The 19,269-nt window shown below is 32.5% G+C and carries 13 protein-coding genes; 5 read left to right on the top strand and 8 right to left on the bottom strand.

Annotation, left to right across the window (positions count from 1 at the left end; translation table 11 throughout):
- Nucleotides 1-132: 132 nt before the first annotated feature.
- The 3 genes from ACY9Z2_RS01130 to ACY9Z2_RS01120 all read left to right on the top strand — a co-directional run bounded on the left by ACY9Z2_RS01130 (nt 133) and on the right by ACY9Z2_RS01120 (nt 6,528).
- Nucleotides 133-1,125, top strand: a complete 993-nt coding sequence (locus ACY9Z2_RS01130) for a sulfotransferase family protein (protein ID WP_463607754.1) — start codon at nt 133-135, stop codon at nt 1,123-1,125.
- Nucleotides 1,126-1,273: 148 nt separating this feature from the next.
- Entirely contained in the window at nt 1,274-4,900 is a 3,627-nt protein-coding gene (locus ACY9Z2_RS01125; RefSeq protein ID WP_463607753.1) for a CDP-glycerol glycerophosphotransferase family protein, read from the top strand.
- 170 nt (nt 4,901-5,070) lie between these two features.
- Nucleotides 5,071-6,528 (top strand): APC family permease, encoded by a 1,458-nt coding sequence (locus tag ACY9Z2_RS01120; protein WP_463607752.1) that lies wholly within the window; start codon nt 5,071-5,073, stop codon nt 6,526-6,528.
- Nucleotides 6,529-6,566: 38 nt separating this feature from the next.
- Here the strand turns inward: ACY9Z2_RS01120 and ACY9Z2_RS01115 are convergent, their stop codons facing one another.
- Nucleotides 6,567-6,740, bottom strand: coding sequence for a hypothetical protein (locus ACY9Z2_RS01115; protein ID WP_463607751.1), 174 nt, complete (start codon nt 6,738-6,740; stop codon nt 6,567-6,569).
- Between the two features lie 238 nt (nt 6,741-6,978).
- On the opposite strand from ACY9Z2_RS01115, the gene ACY9Z2_RS01110 reads away from it, so the two are divergent.
- A complete protein-coding gene (locus ACY9Z2_RS01110) occupies nt 6,979-8,031 on the top strand; it encodes a glycosyltransferase family 4 protein (protein ID WP_463607750.1) in 1,053 nt (350 codons plus the stop codon).
- 27 nt (nt 8,032-8,058) lie between these two features.
- On the opposite strand, the gene ACY9Z2_RS01105 is transcribed toward ACY9Z2_RS01110, so the two are convergent.
- The gene (locus ACY9Z2_RS01105) at nt 8,059-9,105 is read right to left on the bottom strand and encodes a hypothetical protein (protein WP_463607749.1); all 1,047 of its coding nucleotides are present in this window, start codon (nt 9,103-9,105) and stop codon (nt 8,059-8,061) included.
- 11 nt (nt 9,106-9,116) lie between these two features.
- Entirely contained in the window at nt 9,117-10,565 is a 1,449-nt protein-coding gene (locus tag ACY9Z2_RS01100) for an MBOAT family O-acyltransferase (protein WP_463607748.1), read from the bottom strand.
- A 234-nt stretch (nt 10,566-10,799) separates the two neighbouring features.
- Between ACY9Z2_RS01100 and ACY9Z2_RS01095 the strand changes: the two genes are divergently transcribed.
- Complete coding sequence (locus ACY9Z2_RS01095; protein WP_463608268.1) at nt 10,800-11,987, top strand: acyltransferase; 1,188 nt, start codon at nt 10,800-10,802, stop codon at nt 11,985-11,987.
- 24 nt (nt 11,988-12,011) lie between these two features.
- On the opposite strand, the gene ACY9Z2_RS01090 is transcribed toward ACY9Z2_RS01095, so the two are convergent.
- The 5 genes from ACY9Z2_RS01090 to ACY9Z2_RS01070 all read right to left on the bottom strand — a co-directional run bounded on the left by ACY9Z2_RS01090 (nt 12,012) and on the right by ACY9Z2_RS01070 (nt 19,204).
- Entirely contained in the window at nt 12,012-13,823 is a 1,812-nt protein-coding gene (locus ACY9Z2_RS01090; RefSeq protein ID WP_463607747.1) for an FAD-dependent oxidoreductase, read from the bottom strand.
- A gap of 88 nt (nt 13,824-13,911) precedes the next feature.
- A complete protein-coding gene (gene csaB, locus ACY9Z2_RS01085; RefSeq protein ID WP_463607746.1) occupies nt 13,912-15,009 on the bottom strand; it encodes a polysaccharide pyruvyl transferase CsaB in 1,098 nt (365 codons plus the stop codon).
- Entirely contained in the window at nt 15,009-16,904 is a 1,896-nt protein-coding gene (locus tag ACY9Z2_RS01080) for a DUF5693 family protein (RefSeq protein WP_463607745.1), read from the bottom strand. Before ACY9Z2_RS01080 ends, csaB begins: the two co-directional genes overlap by 1 nt.
- A gap of 15 nt (nt 16,905-16,919) precedes the next feature.
- Complete coding sequence (locus tag ACY9Z2_RS01075; RefSeq protein ID WP_463607744.1) at nt 16,920-18,476, bottom strand: putative polysaccharide biosynthesis protein; 1,557 nt, start codon at nt 18,474-18,476, stop codon at nt 16,920-16,922.
- Nucleotides 18,473-19,204 carry a WecB/TagA/CpsF family glycosyltransferase gene (locus tag ACY9Z2_RS01070; RefSeq protein ID WP_463607743.1) on the bottom strand — a complete coding sequence of 244 codons (732 nt, stop codon included), beginning with the start codon at nt 19,202-19,204 and terminating at the stop codon, nt 18,473-18,475. Before ACY9Z2_RS01070 ends, ACY9Z2_RS01075 begins: the two co-directional genes overlap by 4 nt.
- Nucleotides 19,205-19,269: the final 65 nt, after the last annotated feature.

Raw genomic sequence — 19,269 nt, 5'->3', positions numbered from 1 at the left:
CTAGTTATAAACACAGTGTTTATTTGAAATTATATAGTGACTGTGTATAATGAAGTAAGTATTTGGTTTCATAGGTAAAATGCTTCTCAAAATTAATTATTGAATAATGAAAATGAGAAAGGACGAGTTCTATTGGCCGTTAATGAAAAAAGTAACAAATCACATAAAAGATTTAAAACAACGTTAATAACAGTTAGTTCTTTGGCAGGGTTGTTCAGTTCATTACTAATTAATAAAAATAAGAAAATTAATATTAAAAATGAGACTAAAATAGATAGTAAAGCAGTTGTTATTCTAGGTTCTGGGCGTTCTGGTACATCCGTCCTTGCACGTGCTGTTAATATTGCGGGGGTAGACCTTGGTTCTGGGTTTATAAGAACAAATCAGACTAATCCAAAGGGCTTCTTTGAGAATAAAAAAATAGTTAATACACATAAAAAAATCGGTTCCATATTAACATACAGACCATTTCCAAAGGGATTTCCATATTTTAAAGAAGTTCTACCTTTTAGAAATGAACTCAAAGATTATGTGCAAAAAGAATTTTTCAATAGAAAAGTTTGGGGTTGGAAAGATCCACGTAATAATGAATTCCTAGAAATGTGGAAAGGAATCTTGAGTGATATAAACGCAGAAGGCCACTATTTGATAATAATACGCAATCCTGTTGATGTTATTGCATCATATAAAAGAGCATACGATAGAGACGAAGAATGGGCCAAAAGGCAGTGGCAGCTAAGAACGCTACTTGCATTGAAGGACACAAATAAAGAAAAGCGTATCATTATTGAGTATGATGAACTTTTTAATAAAAGTCTTCAATGTATGAGAAGGGTTGCAAATACTTTTGATTTGCCATGGCCACAAGATGAAACAAAGATAAAAGAAGATTTGGATGAATTTATTGATCCGAGCTTACAACATAGTAATAGTGGAACAGACTTAGAAGAATTTAAAAAACGTCAAGATGTTGAAGAAGAAATCAAGGACCTGTATATTCTTTCTTTAGAAGGTGCGCGATCTCAAGAGTATTTACAATCAAAATCATTTCAATCCCGTGTTGATAAGTTATACAAAGCATATTTAAAAAAGTTTGGAAAATTAAATGTTATGCCACCAAAATGAGATTTAAAACGTATTAAATAGCCAATGTAACAGGCTATTTAATACGTTTTAAACTATTGTTTTGGCATGTATTTTTATTGAAAAATAAAAAATTTGAATGTGTGAATACTATTAATTAGATGATTATACAATTAGGTGGGATTTCTTAATGAATAAAAAAGTATTAAAAAGAAGAATAAATTTTATAAAACAACCAATTACCAATTACTTATTTAAAAAAAATCATAGAATCGTCAATCAATATGCTAAATTTCATGAAAAAATGCAGGTGGAGAAAAACACAATTCTTTATGAGAGTAGAGATGGTAATAGTATTACGGATAGCCCTTATGCAATGTTTAAATATATGTTAAATAATCCTAGTTATAAAGATTACATCCATATTTGGGTTGTGAGTGATTTTGATGCATTATCGTCAGTAGTATCAAAATATAAAGGCATACCTAATGTTAAATTTGTAGAAAGGAATTCAAGAGACTATCTAAAATGCTTAGCGAGTTGCGAATATTTAATTAATAACTCTACATTTCAGTCATTCTTTATTCCCAAAAAAGATCAAGTTTATATTAATACGTGGCACGGAACTCCACTGAAAAACATGGGTTTTGATATCCCTGGAAACCCATCCCAATCCCAAAATGTTATTCGTAATTTCCTTAGTACAAGTTATATTCTAAGTCCTAATACGTATACAACAAACATTTTTAAAGATAGCTACAAATTAAATGGCTTATATTCAGGATCAATTGTAGAAGAAGGTTATCCTAGAATTGATTTAACGTTAAACACGAATCCTGACCAAGTAATTTCTGAGTTGAAATCATTAGAAATAAAAATTGACAAAGAAAAAAAGAATGTTCTATATGCGCCTACATGGAAAGGTACGGATATTTCCAAAGTTAATAATGATATTAATCAAATAATTGCCGACATGAAATATCTAGAAAATAAAATTGGTGATCAGTATAACTTTTTAATTAAAGTTCATCCATTTCTTTACAAAGAAGCAATTAAGCATAGAGATATAAATGATAAGTTGATTCCAGATTTTATTGATACGAATGAATTATTATCTACAATTGATGTGTTAGTGACCGATTACTCTAGTATTTTCTTTGACTATTTAGTGACAAATAAACCAATTATTTTTTACACGTGGGATAGTGATGTCTACGGAGAGGAAAGAGGAAAATACATTAACGATGAAGATCTGCCAGGACCGCTTGTTTATAATTGTAGCGAATTACTTGATGCAATTCAGAAAATCGATACCGTATCAAAAAATTATCGTAACAAATATGTAAATATGCAACAGAAGTTTACAAATTATGAGGATGGTAAAGTTACAAAAAGAGTTGTAGAAAATATATTTAATCAAACTACAGAAAAGTTAAACAAAGTAGATGAATTAAGTAACAATAAGAAAAAGATACTAATATACTCTGGTGGTATGAAAGATAACGGTATTACAACCTCATTTATCAATTTAATGAGTAACATTGATTATAACAAGTATGATGTTACCTGCTTTACTGGGACTCCTCATCACAAAGAAGCTCTGAAAAATATTTCGAAAGTTGATCCCAACGTTCGTTTCTTATTTAAACCTGGTTTACCTAGTTATAAAGTAACCGAAGTATATAAAGATAAATTTATCCATAATAGAGGAGTAAGGGGTAACTTTGCCAAAAAAGTTTTTCCTGAAAAAGCCTATAACAGAGAGCACGCCCGTCTGTTTGGTAAAACTAAGTTCGATTATGTAATTGATTTTAGTGGGTATAGTTTATTCTGGGCAAAATTACTTGTTGTAGCTGATGCAGAAAGAAAAATCTGTTTTATGCATAATGATCTACTTAGTGATAGCGAAAGGACAATTAAAGGAAGAAGACCTCATCGCATTAATTTGAGAGGGTTATTTTCGATTTATGATCGTTTTGATGTATTGGTTAGTGTTTCAAAAGGAACAATGGAGCTAAATAGAGAAAATTTAGCTAAATATGCGGACTATAGTAAGTTTGATTATGTAATGAACTCTATAAATCCTGATAAAATCTTAGATATGGCATACGAAGATGAGAAAGAAAATACAGAAGAAGTATCAACTAATCTTGACTTGAAGGTTGAAAATTATAAAGCGAGAGCAGTTATAACAAATTTTCAAAACCATATTGTATGGAATGTACTTGGTAAAGAAAATAATTCATCTAAAATAGTTTTAGATGAAAAGTTTGATAATCAGGAAGTTATTATTTCAAGGAAAGCATTTTTTGAAAACACAACGTACTATAAGTTTAGTTATAATGACCAAATTATAGGATGGATAAATGAAGAATCCATAACCATCATGCCAGACAGTATTATTTCTCTGAAAGAGGTTAATAAAATCGCAAGATTAAATAGACCTAAAGGGAATTATATATTTTCTAAACCTTATAAAGTAGAAGGCTATGAGAAGGTATCAAACAGCTGGGATTACAAAAATGTAATTGTTGATATTGATAAAGAAGCGGAAACGCAACATAGTGTATACAGTCGAATTTCTATTAACAAGACTATTATAGGATGGATAGATAATAGGGCATTACATTTTTATGAGAAATATACAATTGATGATAGTGCAGATAAAACATCTCAAGTTATGATCAGCTTTAGAAGATCGCTAATTAAGCTCTTGAAAAATAAGAACAAGAAAACATTTATAAATAATCTTGAGAACCGTACACTTAGAGAAATATATATTGAGGATAGGATTTATGCAAAGATAACGGATGTTGAAGATAAAGTAGTATGGTCAAAAGCTTATCCAAATGTAAATGTAAAAAAAGTTGGTGAGGCAAGCACCTATGAAGGTAATTTAGTTAGAATTAAGGCGATTCACGAAACGAGAACCGGGACGTATTATTTGTTTTATATTGATAATAATAAAATTGGCTGGTTAGATGAGGACGCATTTGAAATTTTGGATCAACCTACTAAAATTGAAGAAAAGAAAGTTTCGAGAGTAGGAAAAATTAATTTAAGAGATACTGATGGAATTTGGACTAAGCCTTATGGGTTAAAAGATGCAGTTCAAATTAGCAGTAATCCTTCTGAATATGAAGGAATTAGTGTAAATATCGATAAAGAAGTAACAACACAAAAAGGGGTATATTCCCATATTACAATAGATGATCAATCAATAGGTTGGTTAAATAATCAATCTTTAATCATTATCAAAGAATACGGCTTTGTAATAGATAATGAATATATCCCTGAACCTGATGAAAGTAATATCAATTTTGTAAACATGGGAAGATTATCACCTGAAAAAGGCCAGGATAATCTTATACAAGCTTTTGCTATGTTTCATAAGAAACACAGTAACAGTAAACTTTACTTCTTAGGGCAAGGTCCATTAAAAAATGATTTACAACAATTAATTAATGAATTGAATCTAAATGACTCTGTTCATCTCTTAGGGCAACTTGAAAACCCATTCTCATTTATGAATAAATGTGATTGTTTTGTACTTTCTTCACATTATGAAGGCCAACCAATGGTACTATTAGAGGCAATGACACTTGGGATGAAAATTATTGCAACTGATATTATCGCAAATCGAACTGTATTACAGGATGGTAGATATGGTTTACTTGTCGAAAACAGTATTAATGGTCTGGAAAAAGGATTAATTTATATGGCTGATAACGAGTCTACAAAAGTCCATGAACCTTTTGATTATAATGATTATAATTCTCAGGCAATGGGTACGTTCTATCAAACTTTAGGGGAATAACGAAATAAATAAGTGCCTTTCCATACGGATTGGCACTTATATTTGTATAATGGTCTAGAATCATTTGAGCGATTAACAATTAAATCAATGAGTGATAAATTCCCTTTGATGTTTAATTTGATCGAGTTAGGGAATAAAACTTAAATTAACTAAATAAAAGGAGACGAATCATGGAAGAACGAACGAAACTAAAGAAATCATTAAAGCCACATTGGGTATGGGCAATTGCCCTTGGATCATCAATCGGTTGGGGTGCATTTGTACAACCAACTGTTTGGATGGATGGCGGTGGACCACTTGGGGTTATTATCGGTTTCTTAATCGGTGCTGCGCTCATGATGTTAATTGCCGTGAGTTACGGATTTTTAATCAAAAGCTTCCCAGTATCAGGAGGGGAATTTGCCTACGCATTTGTTAGTCTTGGCCGAACCCACGCATTTATTTGTGGTTGGTTCTTAACTCTTGGATACATATGTATTGTTGCATTAAACGCATCAGCATTTGCGCTTATGTTTAAATTTATTTTCCCAAATATTATCGAAAACTTACATTTATACGAAGTTGCAGGTTGGGACGTTTATGGAATGGAAGTGTTAATTGCGTCGCTTGCACTTATCATTTTTGGATATTTAAATGTCCGTGGAACGGGCCTTTCGGGAAGAATGCAGTTTGTTTTTTGCGTCATCATGCTTGGAGGCGTTGCACTAATCACAACATTAGTTGGTGTAAACCCAGGAACATCTTTCGCGGATATCAAGCCATATTTCCCAACAGACACAACGACATTTGCAGCAATTATTTCGATTGTCGCGATTGCACCGTGGGCTTACGTGGGATTTGATAACGTTCCACAGGCAGCAGAAGAATTCAATTTTTCATCAAAAAAAGCATTTTCTTTAATCATATTAGCTATTTTATTCTCAGGTCTTTTATATAGCCTTATGATTATTGCAACCGCCATGGCGAGCCCTTGGCAAGCGATGGCAGATGCAGGTCATATTTGGGGGACTGCAGTAGCAATTCAGGAAGTACTTGGAACTTTTGGCTTGGTTGCTCTGGCAATCGCGCTAAGCATGGGTATCTTCACAGGACTAAATGGATTTATCATTTCAGCAAGTCGTCTACTGTTCGCCATGTCACGTGCGAAGATTTTACCGGAAGTGTTTTCAAAGGTTCATCCAAAATATAAAACACCGTATGTCGGAATCATATTTGCATCAATAGTGGCTATGTTTGCTCCTTGGTTCGGGCGAGAAGCACTACTTTGGGTAGTGGACATGTCATCAATTGGTGTATCGATTGCATACTTCTATACATGTTACACAGCATTTAGTATTTTTAAATGGAACATGTCTGGTGATTTTAATCCAGCCAAGCACGTTGTAGCACCTGGTAAAAAGTTTACTTCTATAGTTGGTATGTTAGCAGCTCTAACATTTGTCGGCCTATTATTAATTCCAGGTTCTCCAGCATTTCTTGGAATAGAGTCAAGAATTGCTCTTGTAGCATGGATCGTTCTTGGTTTTATATTCTATCTAGTAAAACGAACTGAGTTCAATAAAATACCGAAAGAAGAACTCAACTATTTGATACTAGGTAATAAAAAAATAAACGTTGAAGAAGAATAATAAAAATCCTTCGCCCCAATATTAGGGTGAAGGATTTTTTAGAATCCAGTATCTTCTCGTGCATCACACATATTATCGATTTCTTCCTGTGTTAAGTTACTGTTTCGATCATAATCTGGATCTGGTGTGATGATCATTGTCGTTAATCCAATGATTGCTAATGTATAAACAAAAAGAGCAATTCCCATGACAGTGTATTTGAACTTGTTCATGATGCGCCTCCTCAATTAATTTATTGTATTTCAAAGTTACCATAAGGTAGTTTAAATGAACAATTTTTCTTGGGCTAGTGAATTTGTAAAGAATGTAAAATTACTATGAATTTGTTGGAAAATCCTCTAAATTTGTCTTGTTTTTTCTATATAAATATTTATAATTAGGTAGAATGAAAAAATAAAACAATAGATTTGATTTTATATATTATTTTTAAATAGCAATAGGAGGATCTAAATGGAATACATCGCTCTACTAGTTTGCTTTGTCTTAGCTATTGTAATAACTCCGTTTGTTAAAAAATTGGCATTAAAAATTGGAGCAGTTGATCAACCTAATAATAGAAAAGTCCATACAAAAGTAATGCCAAGATTAGGTGGACTGGCAATTTTCTTGAGTTTTTTAATTGGTTTTCTAATTTTTCTTCCGAATACAATTGAAGCTTGGTCTATTCTATTAGGAGCCTTGATTATTGTTACAACTGGAATTATTGATGATTTAATAGAACTTTCAGCCAAAACGAAACTCGGTGGTCAATTAACTGCGGCTATTGTTACCGTAAGTGGTGGGGTACAGATTGAATTTATTACACTCCCGACTGGAGATAGAATAGAGTTTGGATATCTTGCAATTCCACTAACAATTATTTGGATAGTAGCAATCACTAATGCTATTAATCTATTAGATGGTCTAGATGGATTAGCAGCAGGAGTATCATCCATAGCATTAATGACAATATCTGGACTTGCTTTAACAATGGGTAATCCATTAATTGCGTTAATTGGATTTATTATGTTAGGAAGTACTTTAGGTTTCCTATTCTATAATTTTTATCCTGCAAAGATTTTTATGGGTGACACAGGTTCTTTGTTTTTGGGTTTCATGATAAGTACCCTAGCGATAACCGGTTTATTTAAAAACGTTGCAATCTTTTCTTTAATAGTTCCAATTATTATACTTGGTGTTCCAATTTTGGATACAGTGTTTGCGATAATTAGAAGAATTATTCATAAAAAACCGTTGTCATCCCCAGATAAATTGCACTTACACCACTGCTTAATTCGATTGGGTTTTTCACATCGCCAGACAGTAATTATGATATATGCAATGAGTGGATTATTCAGTATAGCGGCAGTAGTCTTTACCAGGGCTACAATGTGGGGATCTACATTAATTATACTTGGATTATTAATAATCGTGGAGCTAACAGTAGAAATAACTGGATTGATTAGTGATAATTATCGACCCGTTCTTCGTGTACTGCAAGGTTCAAAACAAAAAAACAAGTGATTTACCAAATTCGGTAGATCACTTTTTTTAATATTTATCGATTTGTTTTTGAATCATTTTTATATGTTCTTCAAACGATTCTTTCGTAACATAAACTCCGAAATCCTTAGGAATGTATTTTTCATCTGATTTGCTAATTTTTACGGCAATCATATCCCCAACATTAGGGTAGAAATGGTGGCCATCTAAGTAATTAGATAGATTATTGGTGACCGTATTGGGATACATAAAATTATAAACACCGCCAAAAACATCTACCATATCTGTTAGCCATGTTACGTATGAATCAAAATTTCCTTCCTGAACCATGGCTTCAAATAAATTTGTTGAAATGGGTGTAGTAAAAAGTATGAAGTTAGTATTTGGATAAGAACTTTTTAGTTCTAACAAGGTTTTTTTAAATTCGGGATTATAGGTGAATTTTTCGCCATAGAACACTTTTTTAAATTTTTCTATCTTATTTTGTGTCTGTTTAATTTTTAAAGATTTAGGGATGCTTTTAGCAAATGCTACATTTCTTCTATTATAATTCCTAAGCTCTTTTATTACATTCTGTTTTGATAACCGGAAATTTTTAAGTGAGTAGTCAAGCACATCTAAAGAAATTAGATTTTTTAACCGATAAAATGGTTCATTTATCTTTTGAATATAGGCATCTAAATCTAGTTCTTTTTTGCTTTCCTGATAACTACTTTTAAAAAAGTCAACACCAATAATTATTTGGTCAAAATCATGTCCATTCTCTTTTGTTGCAAAGGTGATTAAATCGTCGTACTCTTTAAACGATAAATCACTCGTGGCAAAGTTATATACGTCCATCTCTGAAAATGCATATTGATTAATATACGTTGTTCTACTGCTTCCGATTAATAAAGTATCATGCTTGAAATCCCCGTAGTAGATGTCATTTATTTTCTGTTGACGCTCATCAATCACAGTTTGAACATCATTATAGTTGTTCGCGTGGTCAAAAGTCCACAATGGATCAATATAATAATTTATTGATCCAACAACTATGATCGGTATTCCTATAAAAACAAAAAAAATAATAACTGAAAACTTATATGATCGCATATACTCTCATCCTAAAAATTAAAATATAAAAACTCTGACACATTTTGTAAATGGAAAGCGGCGTATATAAATAAAGATGCTGCATAAACAGAATAAATAGGATTCGGTTTCAATTGTTTTGTAAGTTGAACCGAATTTTTCAGAAATATACTAATGATAAATGCTAACAATAGATAAACTACAGTTTTTGATAAATCCTCTGACAAATGAAATGAATAAAGTAATGTCGAGGAAATGTTCCAATCAAAAAATAATAAAATTTGATTGGGGATTTTAATTGAATTAAACCCAAACATAGCTGATAACACTTCTATGGCGCTTTCGAGATTAGTAGCTCGAAAAATTACCCATGTAGCATTTACAAACTGGAATGTTATAAACCAACTAATAATGGTTGGGATTTTAAACGTACTATTTATTGTCCACCATCGCTGTATCATTGAAGCTACACCATGCAAAGAGCCCCAAATTATGAACGTCCAACCAGCACCATGCCAAAAGCCACTTACTACAAAAATAATAAGTATATTTATATAGGTTCTCATCTTACCTTTTCTATTACCACCCAAAGGAATATATATATATGTTAATAGAAACCTAGATAAAGTTATGTGCCATCGTCTCCAAAAATCCTGTATTGAAAGTGCTTTATATGGTGAGTTGAAGTTAATTGGTAGCGTTATATTAAATAATAATGCCGCACCAATAGCCATATCAGTGTACCCGCTAAAATCAAAGTATAATTGAAAGGTGTATGATAATGATGTAATCCAACCATCTACAAATGTCAATTGTTCGGATGATTTAAAGCCATTATTTGCCCAAATAGCAAAGGTATCCGCAATACCTACCTTTTTAAACAAGCCTATAGAAAATATAAATAAACCTTTTGAAATGTTTTCCCAGCTTATACTTTTTTTGGCTGTGTCTTGATATTGGTGAATCACCTCACTATGATGTACAATTGGTCCTGCAATTAGCTGTGGAAAAAAAGTGATGAACAGTGCATAGTTTAAAAAGTTGTATTCCTTTGTTTCGTTTCGATAGGAATCTACAAGATATGCTATTTGTTGAAATGTATAGAAACTAATAGCAAGCGGTAGTACCAAATGGACTAGATTAAAATCTTGTTGAAATACAATGTTAGTATTCGTTATAAAAAAATCAGCGTATTTAAAATATCCTAATAACAATACATTAAATGCTATGCCAGCAACTAAGGTGATTTTTTTAACTACTACTTCATTGTTTTTAACAATTATTAAGCCAGTAAAATAGTTTACCACTAGTGACGCAAGGAGTAATGGTAGATAGATAGGATTCCACCAACTGTAAAATAATAAGGATGCAAGTAATAGCCAAACAAGAGCAAGTGAAAAATTCCATTTATTCAGTATGAAATATAAAATAAAGACAATAGGAAGAAATACAAATATAAATTCAAAAGAGTTGAAAAGCATGATGATCCTCCTAAAAAAATTAAGCCACCCCTAGTGGATGACATAATAATCATACAACATAAATCTATAGTCAACAATATTTTGTAGAATAATACACCAATTTTCGTACATTATTTACAATTATTTTACCATGAGAAGAGGGAAGGGTGTTATAATAAGTAACGTCATTCATTATTATCGAAGATATATGAGAAGGATCGATATTAAGAGAAACTTACAGAACTGGTGATAAATATGATAGACAACCAAAAGAGGAAAAGCTTAGATGAAATTCAGTTAGCGAGGGCATTTGCGATTCTTGCTGTATTAATTGTTCATTCAACATCGAGTGGGGTTACAAGTATTCCAACAGATTCTTTTTTATTTCCACTGTACAACTTTTTGAACATTGCCGGAAAACTAGGTACACCCACATTTATTATGTTGAGTAGCTTTGTTTTGTTTTATAATTACTATCCACGTGAGACAAATTGGTCACTAATGAAAAGGTTTTATGTAAAACGGCTAAAATTTATTTTAATCCCTTACATTCTTTTTTCTGTATTATATTTTGTTATTAAGTGGTATATTTATTATGATTATCCAAGTATTTCCTTTATCATTCAAAAATTCTTAACACTACTGGCTCTAGGAAAAGCTCACCCACATCTCTATTTCGTGTTTATCAGTGTTCAACTCTATATCCTTTTTCCATTGGTTTTAACGATATTTAAAAAGTATCCGTTTCTAAGGAAAAATGCGATTTGGATTGGAATACTACTTCAATGGGTATGGGTAATCCTTAACAAAAATTATTTCCATATTACATTGAAAGGATCAATTTCATTATCCTATCTTTCATTTTATTTTATAGGAGCTTTTTTAGGTATTTATTATAATGAGATTAGGCAAAAAATGAAAAATCCAGCCTATAGAGAAAAAATAATACTGCCATTAAGTGTTGGTTACGGGATAATAGTAACCTTATACACGGGGTTTATGTATTTAATAAGGATTGGTGCTTATTCAAAGGTATCAGACCAATTACCGCAAGTTATAACAAGCTATATCTATGAATTCACTTGGGCAACTAACGCTCTATTGGCAGGCTTAGTCCTATTTTATCTTTCACATATTGCAAACAAAAAATTTACGAATAGAACAAAAATGTTATTTATGGAAATAGGTGCAACTTCATTTGGTATTTATCTAATTCATCCTTTGTTTTTAATGCTTTTTAGAGGTATTTTATCTTCCGGAAGTCCATTAGTTTATCATAGTTGGCAAATCTTAACGTTTATTTTAATTGGAACATTGAGCTGGGTTATTGTTAGGTTTACTTTTCATTATATTCCACATTATTGGATCATTTTCGGAAAGCTTCCAGAACAACAGAAGTTTCCAATTAAAAAAGTTGAATATGAAAAAAGACAAGCTAATTAAGGGGAAGGGTCACACCCATCCTCATTAGCTTGTCTTTTTCTTTTTACTTATATATTTCCCAACAATATAATATCCTTCCGATCCTTTCAATACCCTATTGTTAGGAATTAGCTTATATATCCTTTCATCAATTAATTCCAATTTTTTAGCTGTATTCCAAACTTTTTTTTCGTCGTGTGAAATATCATTAAGTGAAAGTAACATTTTAGCGGCTTTATCTCTAGTTAGTTTTGCTTGAGGGTTTACCATTGACCTATAAGTAAAGTTAAACTTCGGAATCGTTGCTTGCTTTTTACTAAACACTCTTTTTATACCATTATTCAATAAGTTTGCAAAAGTTTGCTCTGAAATTGCTTTTTCGATAGGTAATGAGTTTTCGTACCCTCCAACTACTAAACCATAATTCAAAAGTGTTTTTATACTTGGATAAAACCATTTACCTTCATAAGGATACGCAATATTAAAGTCATAAAGATTCGCACCTTGGTTAATAAGCTTTATTTTTAAGGTATTAATCAATTCTCTATGATGAGACATTTTTCTAAAGCTGATATTATTCTTAATTGAAATAGCCGCGGCAACGCCAGCAGCTTGCCCAGTTGTCATCCCAACTGGTAATACCCTAGCACTTCCTGCTGCAAGGGAGCTGTAACCTGATGCTTTACTTGTAACCAATAGTCCATCCACTTTAAGAGGGACTATTGAGCGAAACGGAATTGCATACTGAACTGGATTACATAATACATATCCATAATCATTAATAGATGTTGCCTGAACATCTACAGGGTACGATCCAAAACCAATGCTGTCCCAATGATTCTTATTTTCCCATATGTCACTTAGGGGTAGCTGGTATTCTGTTTTTATATGTCTTGTTTCCCTTATATAAAGTTCTTCAGGATAACTTGCAATCTTAGCATGTTCAAAGCCTGGAAAATTTGACTGCAGAAACTTCAGAACATATTTAGTTTCTTCTTTCCCAATATTTATTGCCATTTCTCTAGAGTCTTCATTAAGCCCATTAATACCAAATATCTGAAGTGCGTTAATAACTACACTTCCATTTTTTTGTCTTACGATGTTTAATCCTCTTAGCCTAGTAGATTCACTATTATGGGGTGTGTATTTTTCATGTAACTCTGTAAAGCCCCATGCCACATTTTCTTTAACCATTCCACCCCCAAAGATTCCATTTTTTGCGGCAGTTTTAATTTTGTTCCAGTTAATATTTTCGAAATGCATCATCAAGGTTACTGCCATTTTCTTTTCTTTCAGACCAATATCTTCACCACCTACAAAGTAAGGTGCACCTGCTTTAACTGCAATCGAGGCGTTTTGAGTGGCGTCAATAAAACGCTTTGCGTAAAAAGTTTTAGTCTTTGAATCGTTACTAAGTATTGCGCCAACTAGTTGGTCCCCATTTTTAATCAAATCTTTCACTACTGTATTCTTGACAACAGTAAGGTTAGGTTCATCAACTAATTTGCGAAAAGCGCGCTTGGCATCTTGTATATCGAATCCAATTTTACCACCTACCATTTCATGCCACTCTTCAAAAATTCCGGTATTGGTTGGTTTTCCTTTTAAATCATGACTAAGATCCAAGAAGTTTAGCATCCCATAAGTCATAATCCCGCCTAGTCCTTCTCGATGCACAACTAATAACGTACGATTTCCATTTCTTGAAGAGGAGACAGCAGCTGAAATGCCCGCTGGCTCTCCACCGAAAACAATTACTTCATATTGTTGAGTTTCTGATGGGTAATTTAAATTTTCATTTGAAACTGGTAGTAATAAGACTAAAATAGTAGCTATTCCGATTAAATTGTTAACCATTGTAATCATCCTTGAATAAAGATATATATTACTATTCGCTTATTCTACTCGTTTGATTCATACACTATAAATGAAAAGAACGAGCAATTTATGCCCGTTCTTTTATATAAGGTTTTTCAAAGAATTGTATGGCTATTTTTGATGTATTATACGCTTCTATTTGCTTCTCTGTTACTATATTTTTAATTATATCCTGTTGAATAGGTAAACTAGAATAAGCGTGCCTCACTAAATTATAAAGACTATGGGCATCCCAATTATTTTTTGTAACATGCCCAACCACTGGTTGGTTACATATAGAAGCAAAAGCATCAATTTTTGGATCATATGAAATAGCAACGAATGGTGTATAGGTTACTGCTGAAAATATTAAAGAATGTAACCTCATACCAATAAGTAAATCAGATTTACCAATAATAGCGATTTTTTCTTCTATTGAAGCATCAGAAGGTGCAATATAACTTTTTTTAGCCATTAATTGAACAATATCGTTTGACGTAATTTCATCATGTTTCCCATGCATCGGAACAAAAACAATGGTCTTTCCTTCATGTGCAAGTTGGTCTAAGCATTTTGCGATTTTTTCTTTATAAATTGTTGTAGTTGGCCAGTCTCTCACACTTACAGTAATAATTGGTTTAGAAAAATTTTGATTTTCTATCCATTCATTAATAAATGCACTTCCATCTAATGCGAGTACTGGATCAGGTACGATACTCGAGTTTTTTTCTACACCAATTCTGTGCAATAAATTTTTCGAGTGTTCGTCTCTTACAGTAATGGTATCAACTTTATTCATAGTAGCCTTAAAAATCCATTTACTTAACTTATGATTTATTGGTCCCATACCTTGTGCATAAATAAATACGGGCTTCTTTTGCCATTTTGCTAAGGCTATTATACCTGAATAATAGGGTATAGACTTCATTCCAGTTTCATCTTGAAATAAGCTGCCCCCGCCACTTATAAGTCCATCTGAGTGCTTAATTGCTTTCTTAACCTCAAAAAGCTTCCATCTATTTACTGCGTTAACATTATAAGTTTTCTTGGTGGATGGGGGATCATTGGACAATACAGTAATTGAAACATTAGGTTTTAATTTTCGTAGGGCTTGAATAATGGAAAATAATATTGCTTCATCCCCAACATTCTCAAAGCCATAATATCCTGATATGACAATACGCATTATGACCACCTCGATTTGCGTAAATCAGTATAAAGTTTGAAACCAATTTTAAATATATAGATAAAAATCCATCCTATAATAAAACCAAAAACAATACTATATAAGGTTCGTAGTAGCGATATCGTTATTGGAATATGATAGTGTGTAAATGTATTAACAATGGATAAAAATCCTATGACTCCAGGAATTAGTAAGAGTTTCCCCAATGTTCTGTGAGACTTCAGAACATAAAGCGCCAAAATAAACATTGGAAAACCTATCAAGAATTCCTTCGTACGCGGTCTAACATATAGGAGTTCTTCCAAACCATAACGAATCATCATTTCAATTTCAGTAACCGAACCTCCATTACCAGATCGCATCAAGTAGTAATATCCAACAAGACCAAGTACAGCAAACAGAAGTACATGCCAATACTTTACCTGCATGTTTAAAATGGTAATACCATCACGCCAGAATAAGTAAACAAGTACAAACAAAATTGGAACGAGATAAACTAATTTTACTCCTCTAAATAATTCGAAACCAGTAATGAAGGCAGTACTGTTTAACAACCCAAGTATAATAATAATACCGATAAAACTTAGTCCCAGTGCTTTCAGGTATTGGATGAGTATGCGTTTGAAATTATGGAACCCGTTTCTAGATGAAGCTATAACTGCAAAAATTGGTGTTACTATTGCAATTATAAGCGCTAAACCTTGAAGGATAAAAAGTTTCTGGGTAACGGCATATGCTATTACTAGTAACATGACAAATGATGCACTAATTAAACTTACCTTTTGATTATCAAAAATTGTCCTAGAAGCAAGATAAGTAAAGAATACACTCGCTAACAAGACTGCAATTTTTGCCCATATAGGAGATGAAACAGTATCGAAAGGCTTAGGTATTCCAGGCTTAAAATGTTCAGGCATCTCAGCGTGAACACCTCTTATAAATTCAATTGTTTTAGTAAAGCTTTTCACTGAATCGTCAGGATTAGCTGAAGGTAAATGGAAGAAAATAGACCTAATATTACGTTCTTTAACTGCTCTAACGGCGCGGTCAATACTTTCCTCAAGAGTTTCATTTAGCGTCATACTGTGTAGGCGAATTACTTTATAATTATTTGTTCTAGCCAATAACTGTAAACCTTGTTGATCCGTGAATTCGATCGAATAAAAATTAAACCCAGCCTCAGTTAATCTTTTTGTAAATGACTTTATTTGTTCAAGATTTGGATATCCAATTACGTCTGAACCAGAAAATAACAAGTTGGTAAAATCACTATCCTTATACCGAAGCAGTTGTTGTACAATGTTTTGGTTCAACATTTGTTTTTTCTCGGCATCAGCGTTGTCAACGCGTAAGATATAATTTAAATTAAGTGATTTAATTTTTTCAATAACTTCATTGTTATAACCAATGCTAGTATACAATAAATTTAATTCTGATGAAGGTAGCAGTAGTAGTTCTTCGTCAGCTATGGAAATTGACCTTGTTTGTAAGTTTTCTTGAATAAAAGATTTTATATAATCATTCTCTGGTATGGTTATATAAATATTATCTTCTTCTTTTGGAAATCGATAATCAACTTCACTAAATTTCAGTGTTTCTTCAAGCTCATCCTGCGTATATATTTGGATAACATTTTGTTCCTCTAAACTATCCAATGAGATAGGACTGATACTAACAGTTGTCAGTCCAGCTTCTTTAAGAGTTGTAAGTGCTTTATTTACCGTCAGGTCATCATTTTCACTTAAATTCGCTAATTCTATAATTTCTTCATATGGAGTTACAATCTCATACGTATTATTCTGAGAAACGGATTGCCAGCGATCGTATAAGCCAGGCAAGGAAATCAGTATAAGTAGGATTGTAATACCCCATATTAAAGGTTGTTTTATTTTCAATTTGTGACTTCCTTTCTATTTTAAAAGCTTGCGAATTCCAGGTGATTTTTTAATCATTTCTTTATCGACAACTTTATATAATAATAATTGTACGAAATAGATAAATGCACCGAAAACAATTGCTATGGAGACGTAGCTTAGTGCTTGTAATCTAGACCATTCCGTAATCGGAAAATATAAAGTAGGTATACCAATAATTACCGCCATTAATAGAGATGAGAATATTATCTTCCATGTAGTTATCGTAACAAGACTAGGTTTCATTTGCTTATAGATTAATATGCTGTTGATTATAAATAATAGGATATAAACGAACAAAGTTGATATTGCTGCTCCTGATAAACCAAAGTACTGAATGAGTAAAATATTGGTGAAAACTTTAATTATTACTCCCGATATGATGATATAAGCAGCGTATTTAGCTAAATTCAGTCCTTGCAAAACACCTGTTCCTAGAACAGTTAGTGAAGTAAACACTGCACTAAATCCAATAATTGCTAAAACTATACTTCCCTCTATGTTAGTAAATAATGCAAGGTTAAGAGGAAGAGTCAAGCTTAAAAGACCGAATGCTGACGGCCATGAGATAAGGTGTGTAAGATTATGGGTTTTCTCAATAATACGTTGAGTTCCATTAATATTATTATTTGAAAGGTTTCTGGTAATTGCAGGAATTAATGGTAGAACAATTGAAGTAGCAAATACAGTTGCTATTTGTACTACAGAGAGTCCTCGAGCATAAATTCCATATAAATAATTAATGTCCTCGCTCGAATGGCCTAAATTTTCTAAGCCATACGAAATTGTAAAAGAATCTACAACATTTAAAAGAGCCATGGTTATTGTTCCTATAGCTATAGGAATTGAGGTTGTTAGGATTCGTTTTCCCCAATGAAAAAATATGGAAATAGAATAATTCTTTGCTGAAGTTATTTTTATATTTGAACTACTATACTTGTATCTTAAATAAATTAATGAAGATATAGCTCCAATAATTGATCCAGACATGACACCTCCAGCAATAATTGGGTTAGAATAATTATTAATCACAAGATAGTAAGCAATTCCAAGTATAATTGCTACCCGAATAAATTGTTCGAGTACCTGTGAGATTGCTGTCGGCCTCATATCGTCAAATCCTTGAAAAAAACCTCGATAAACAGCCATGTATGGTGCAACGAGTAGGGTGGAGGCAACCATTATTAATGCTGGTCTAGTACTTTGACCACCTAAGGAATTTGCAATAGGAACTGAAAATGCGTAGATTAATGAAAAACTTAAAATCCCAAACATTACTGCCAGTATACTTGCAGTAATGTAAATGTGATGAATGGAATTCTTCTCATTATTAACATGCGCTTCTGCAATTAATTTAGATATTGCAATAGGAATACCAGCCACTGATAAAATTAGTGCAACCATATATACAGGAAAAACCAAACTAAATATACCTAAGACTTCATCACCAGCAATGTTCTGGAGTGGAATTCGAAAAAAACTGCCAAGAAATTTTGAAAGTAAAGTGGCAATCGATAGTATTAATGTTCCTTTTATGAATGTCGACTGACTCATTTTGTGCCCTTGCCCTTCAACTTAATTATCTTCCAAGCGAAGTGAGGTAATGAAAGCATTCGCCGCCATCGACTAGGTTGTTTTATTAGGCGATAGAACCACTCCAAATTTATTTTTTGCCAAAAAAGGGGTGCACGCTGTACAGTGCCAGCGATTACATCAAAACTACCACCGACCCCTATGAATATACCTTGTTCAAAATTGCTAAGATTCTCTGAAATCCATTGCTCTTGTCTGGGAACACCTAAGGCTACAAAGACTAGGTCAGGTTTTAGTTTGGACATTTTTTCTGCAATAGTATTATCACTCCAGTCAAAATAACCATCTTGTGTTCCTACCAATTGGATTCCCGGATAGTCATTTTTAATATTTTTGCTTGTCTTTTCCAAGGTTTCACCTTTAGCCCCGAGTAAAAAGACCTTATATTTTTTTTTATTAGCAATCTGTAATAATTGAATCATTGTGTCGTATCCAGTTACTCTACCAGGCAAGGATTTATTTAATAGTTGTGCAGCTTTAACAACACCAATTCCGTCGGCGACTATGTAGGTTGCCTGTTCTAGAAGATACATAAAATTTTTATCTTCATTAGCCTTCATAACAACCTCTGGGTTTGCGGTTACTACGAATGTTTTTTCCCTATGTTGGATATGTTGATCTAACAGTGAAACAAAATCATCTTGATTCGTATGTAAAAACGGTACACCCATAATAGTTACGTGTTCCATCAATTAATCGGTCTCCTTTTAATGCGTAATTCTTCTAATAATATAACATAAAAGGAAGGAAACAA

It is taken from the genome of Virgibacillus sp. GM2-2, from assembly GCF_055329585.1.
This window is presented reverse-complemented; position numbering and strand designations above follow the sequence as displayed.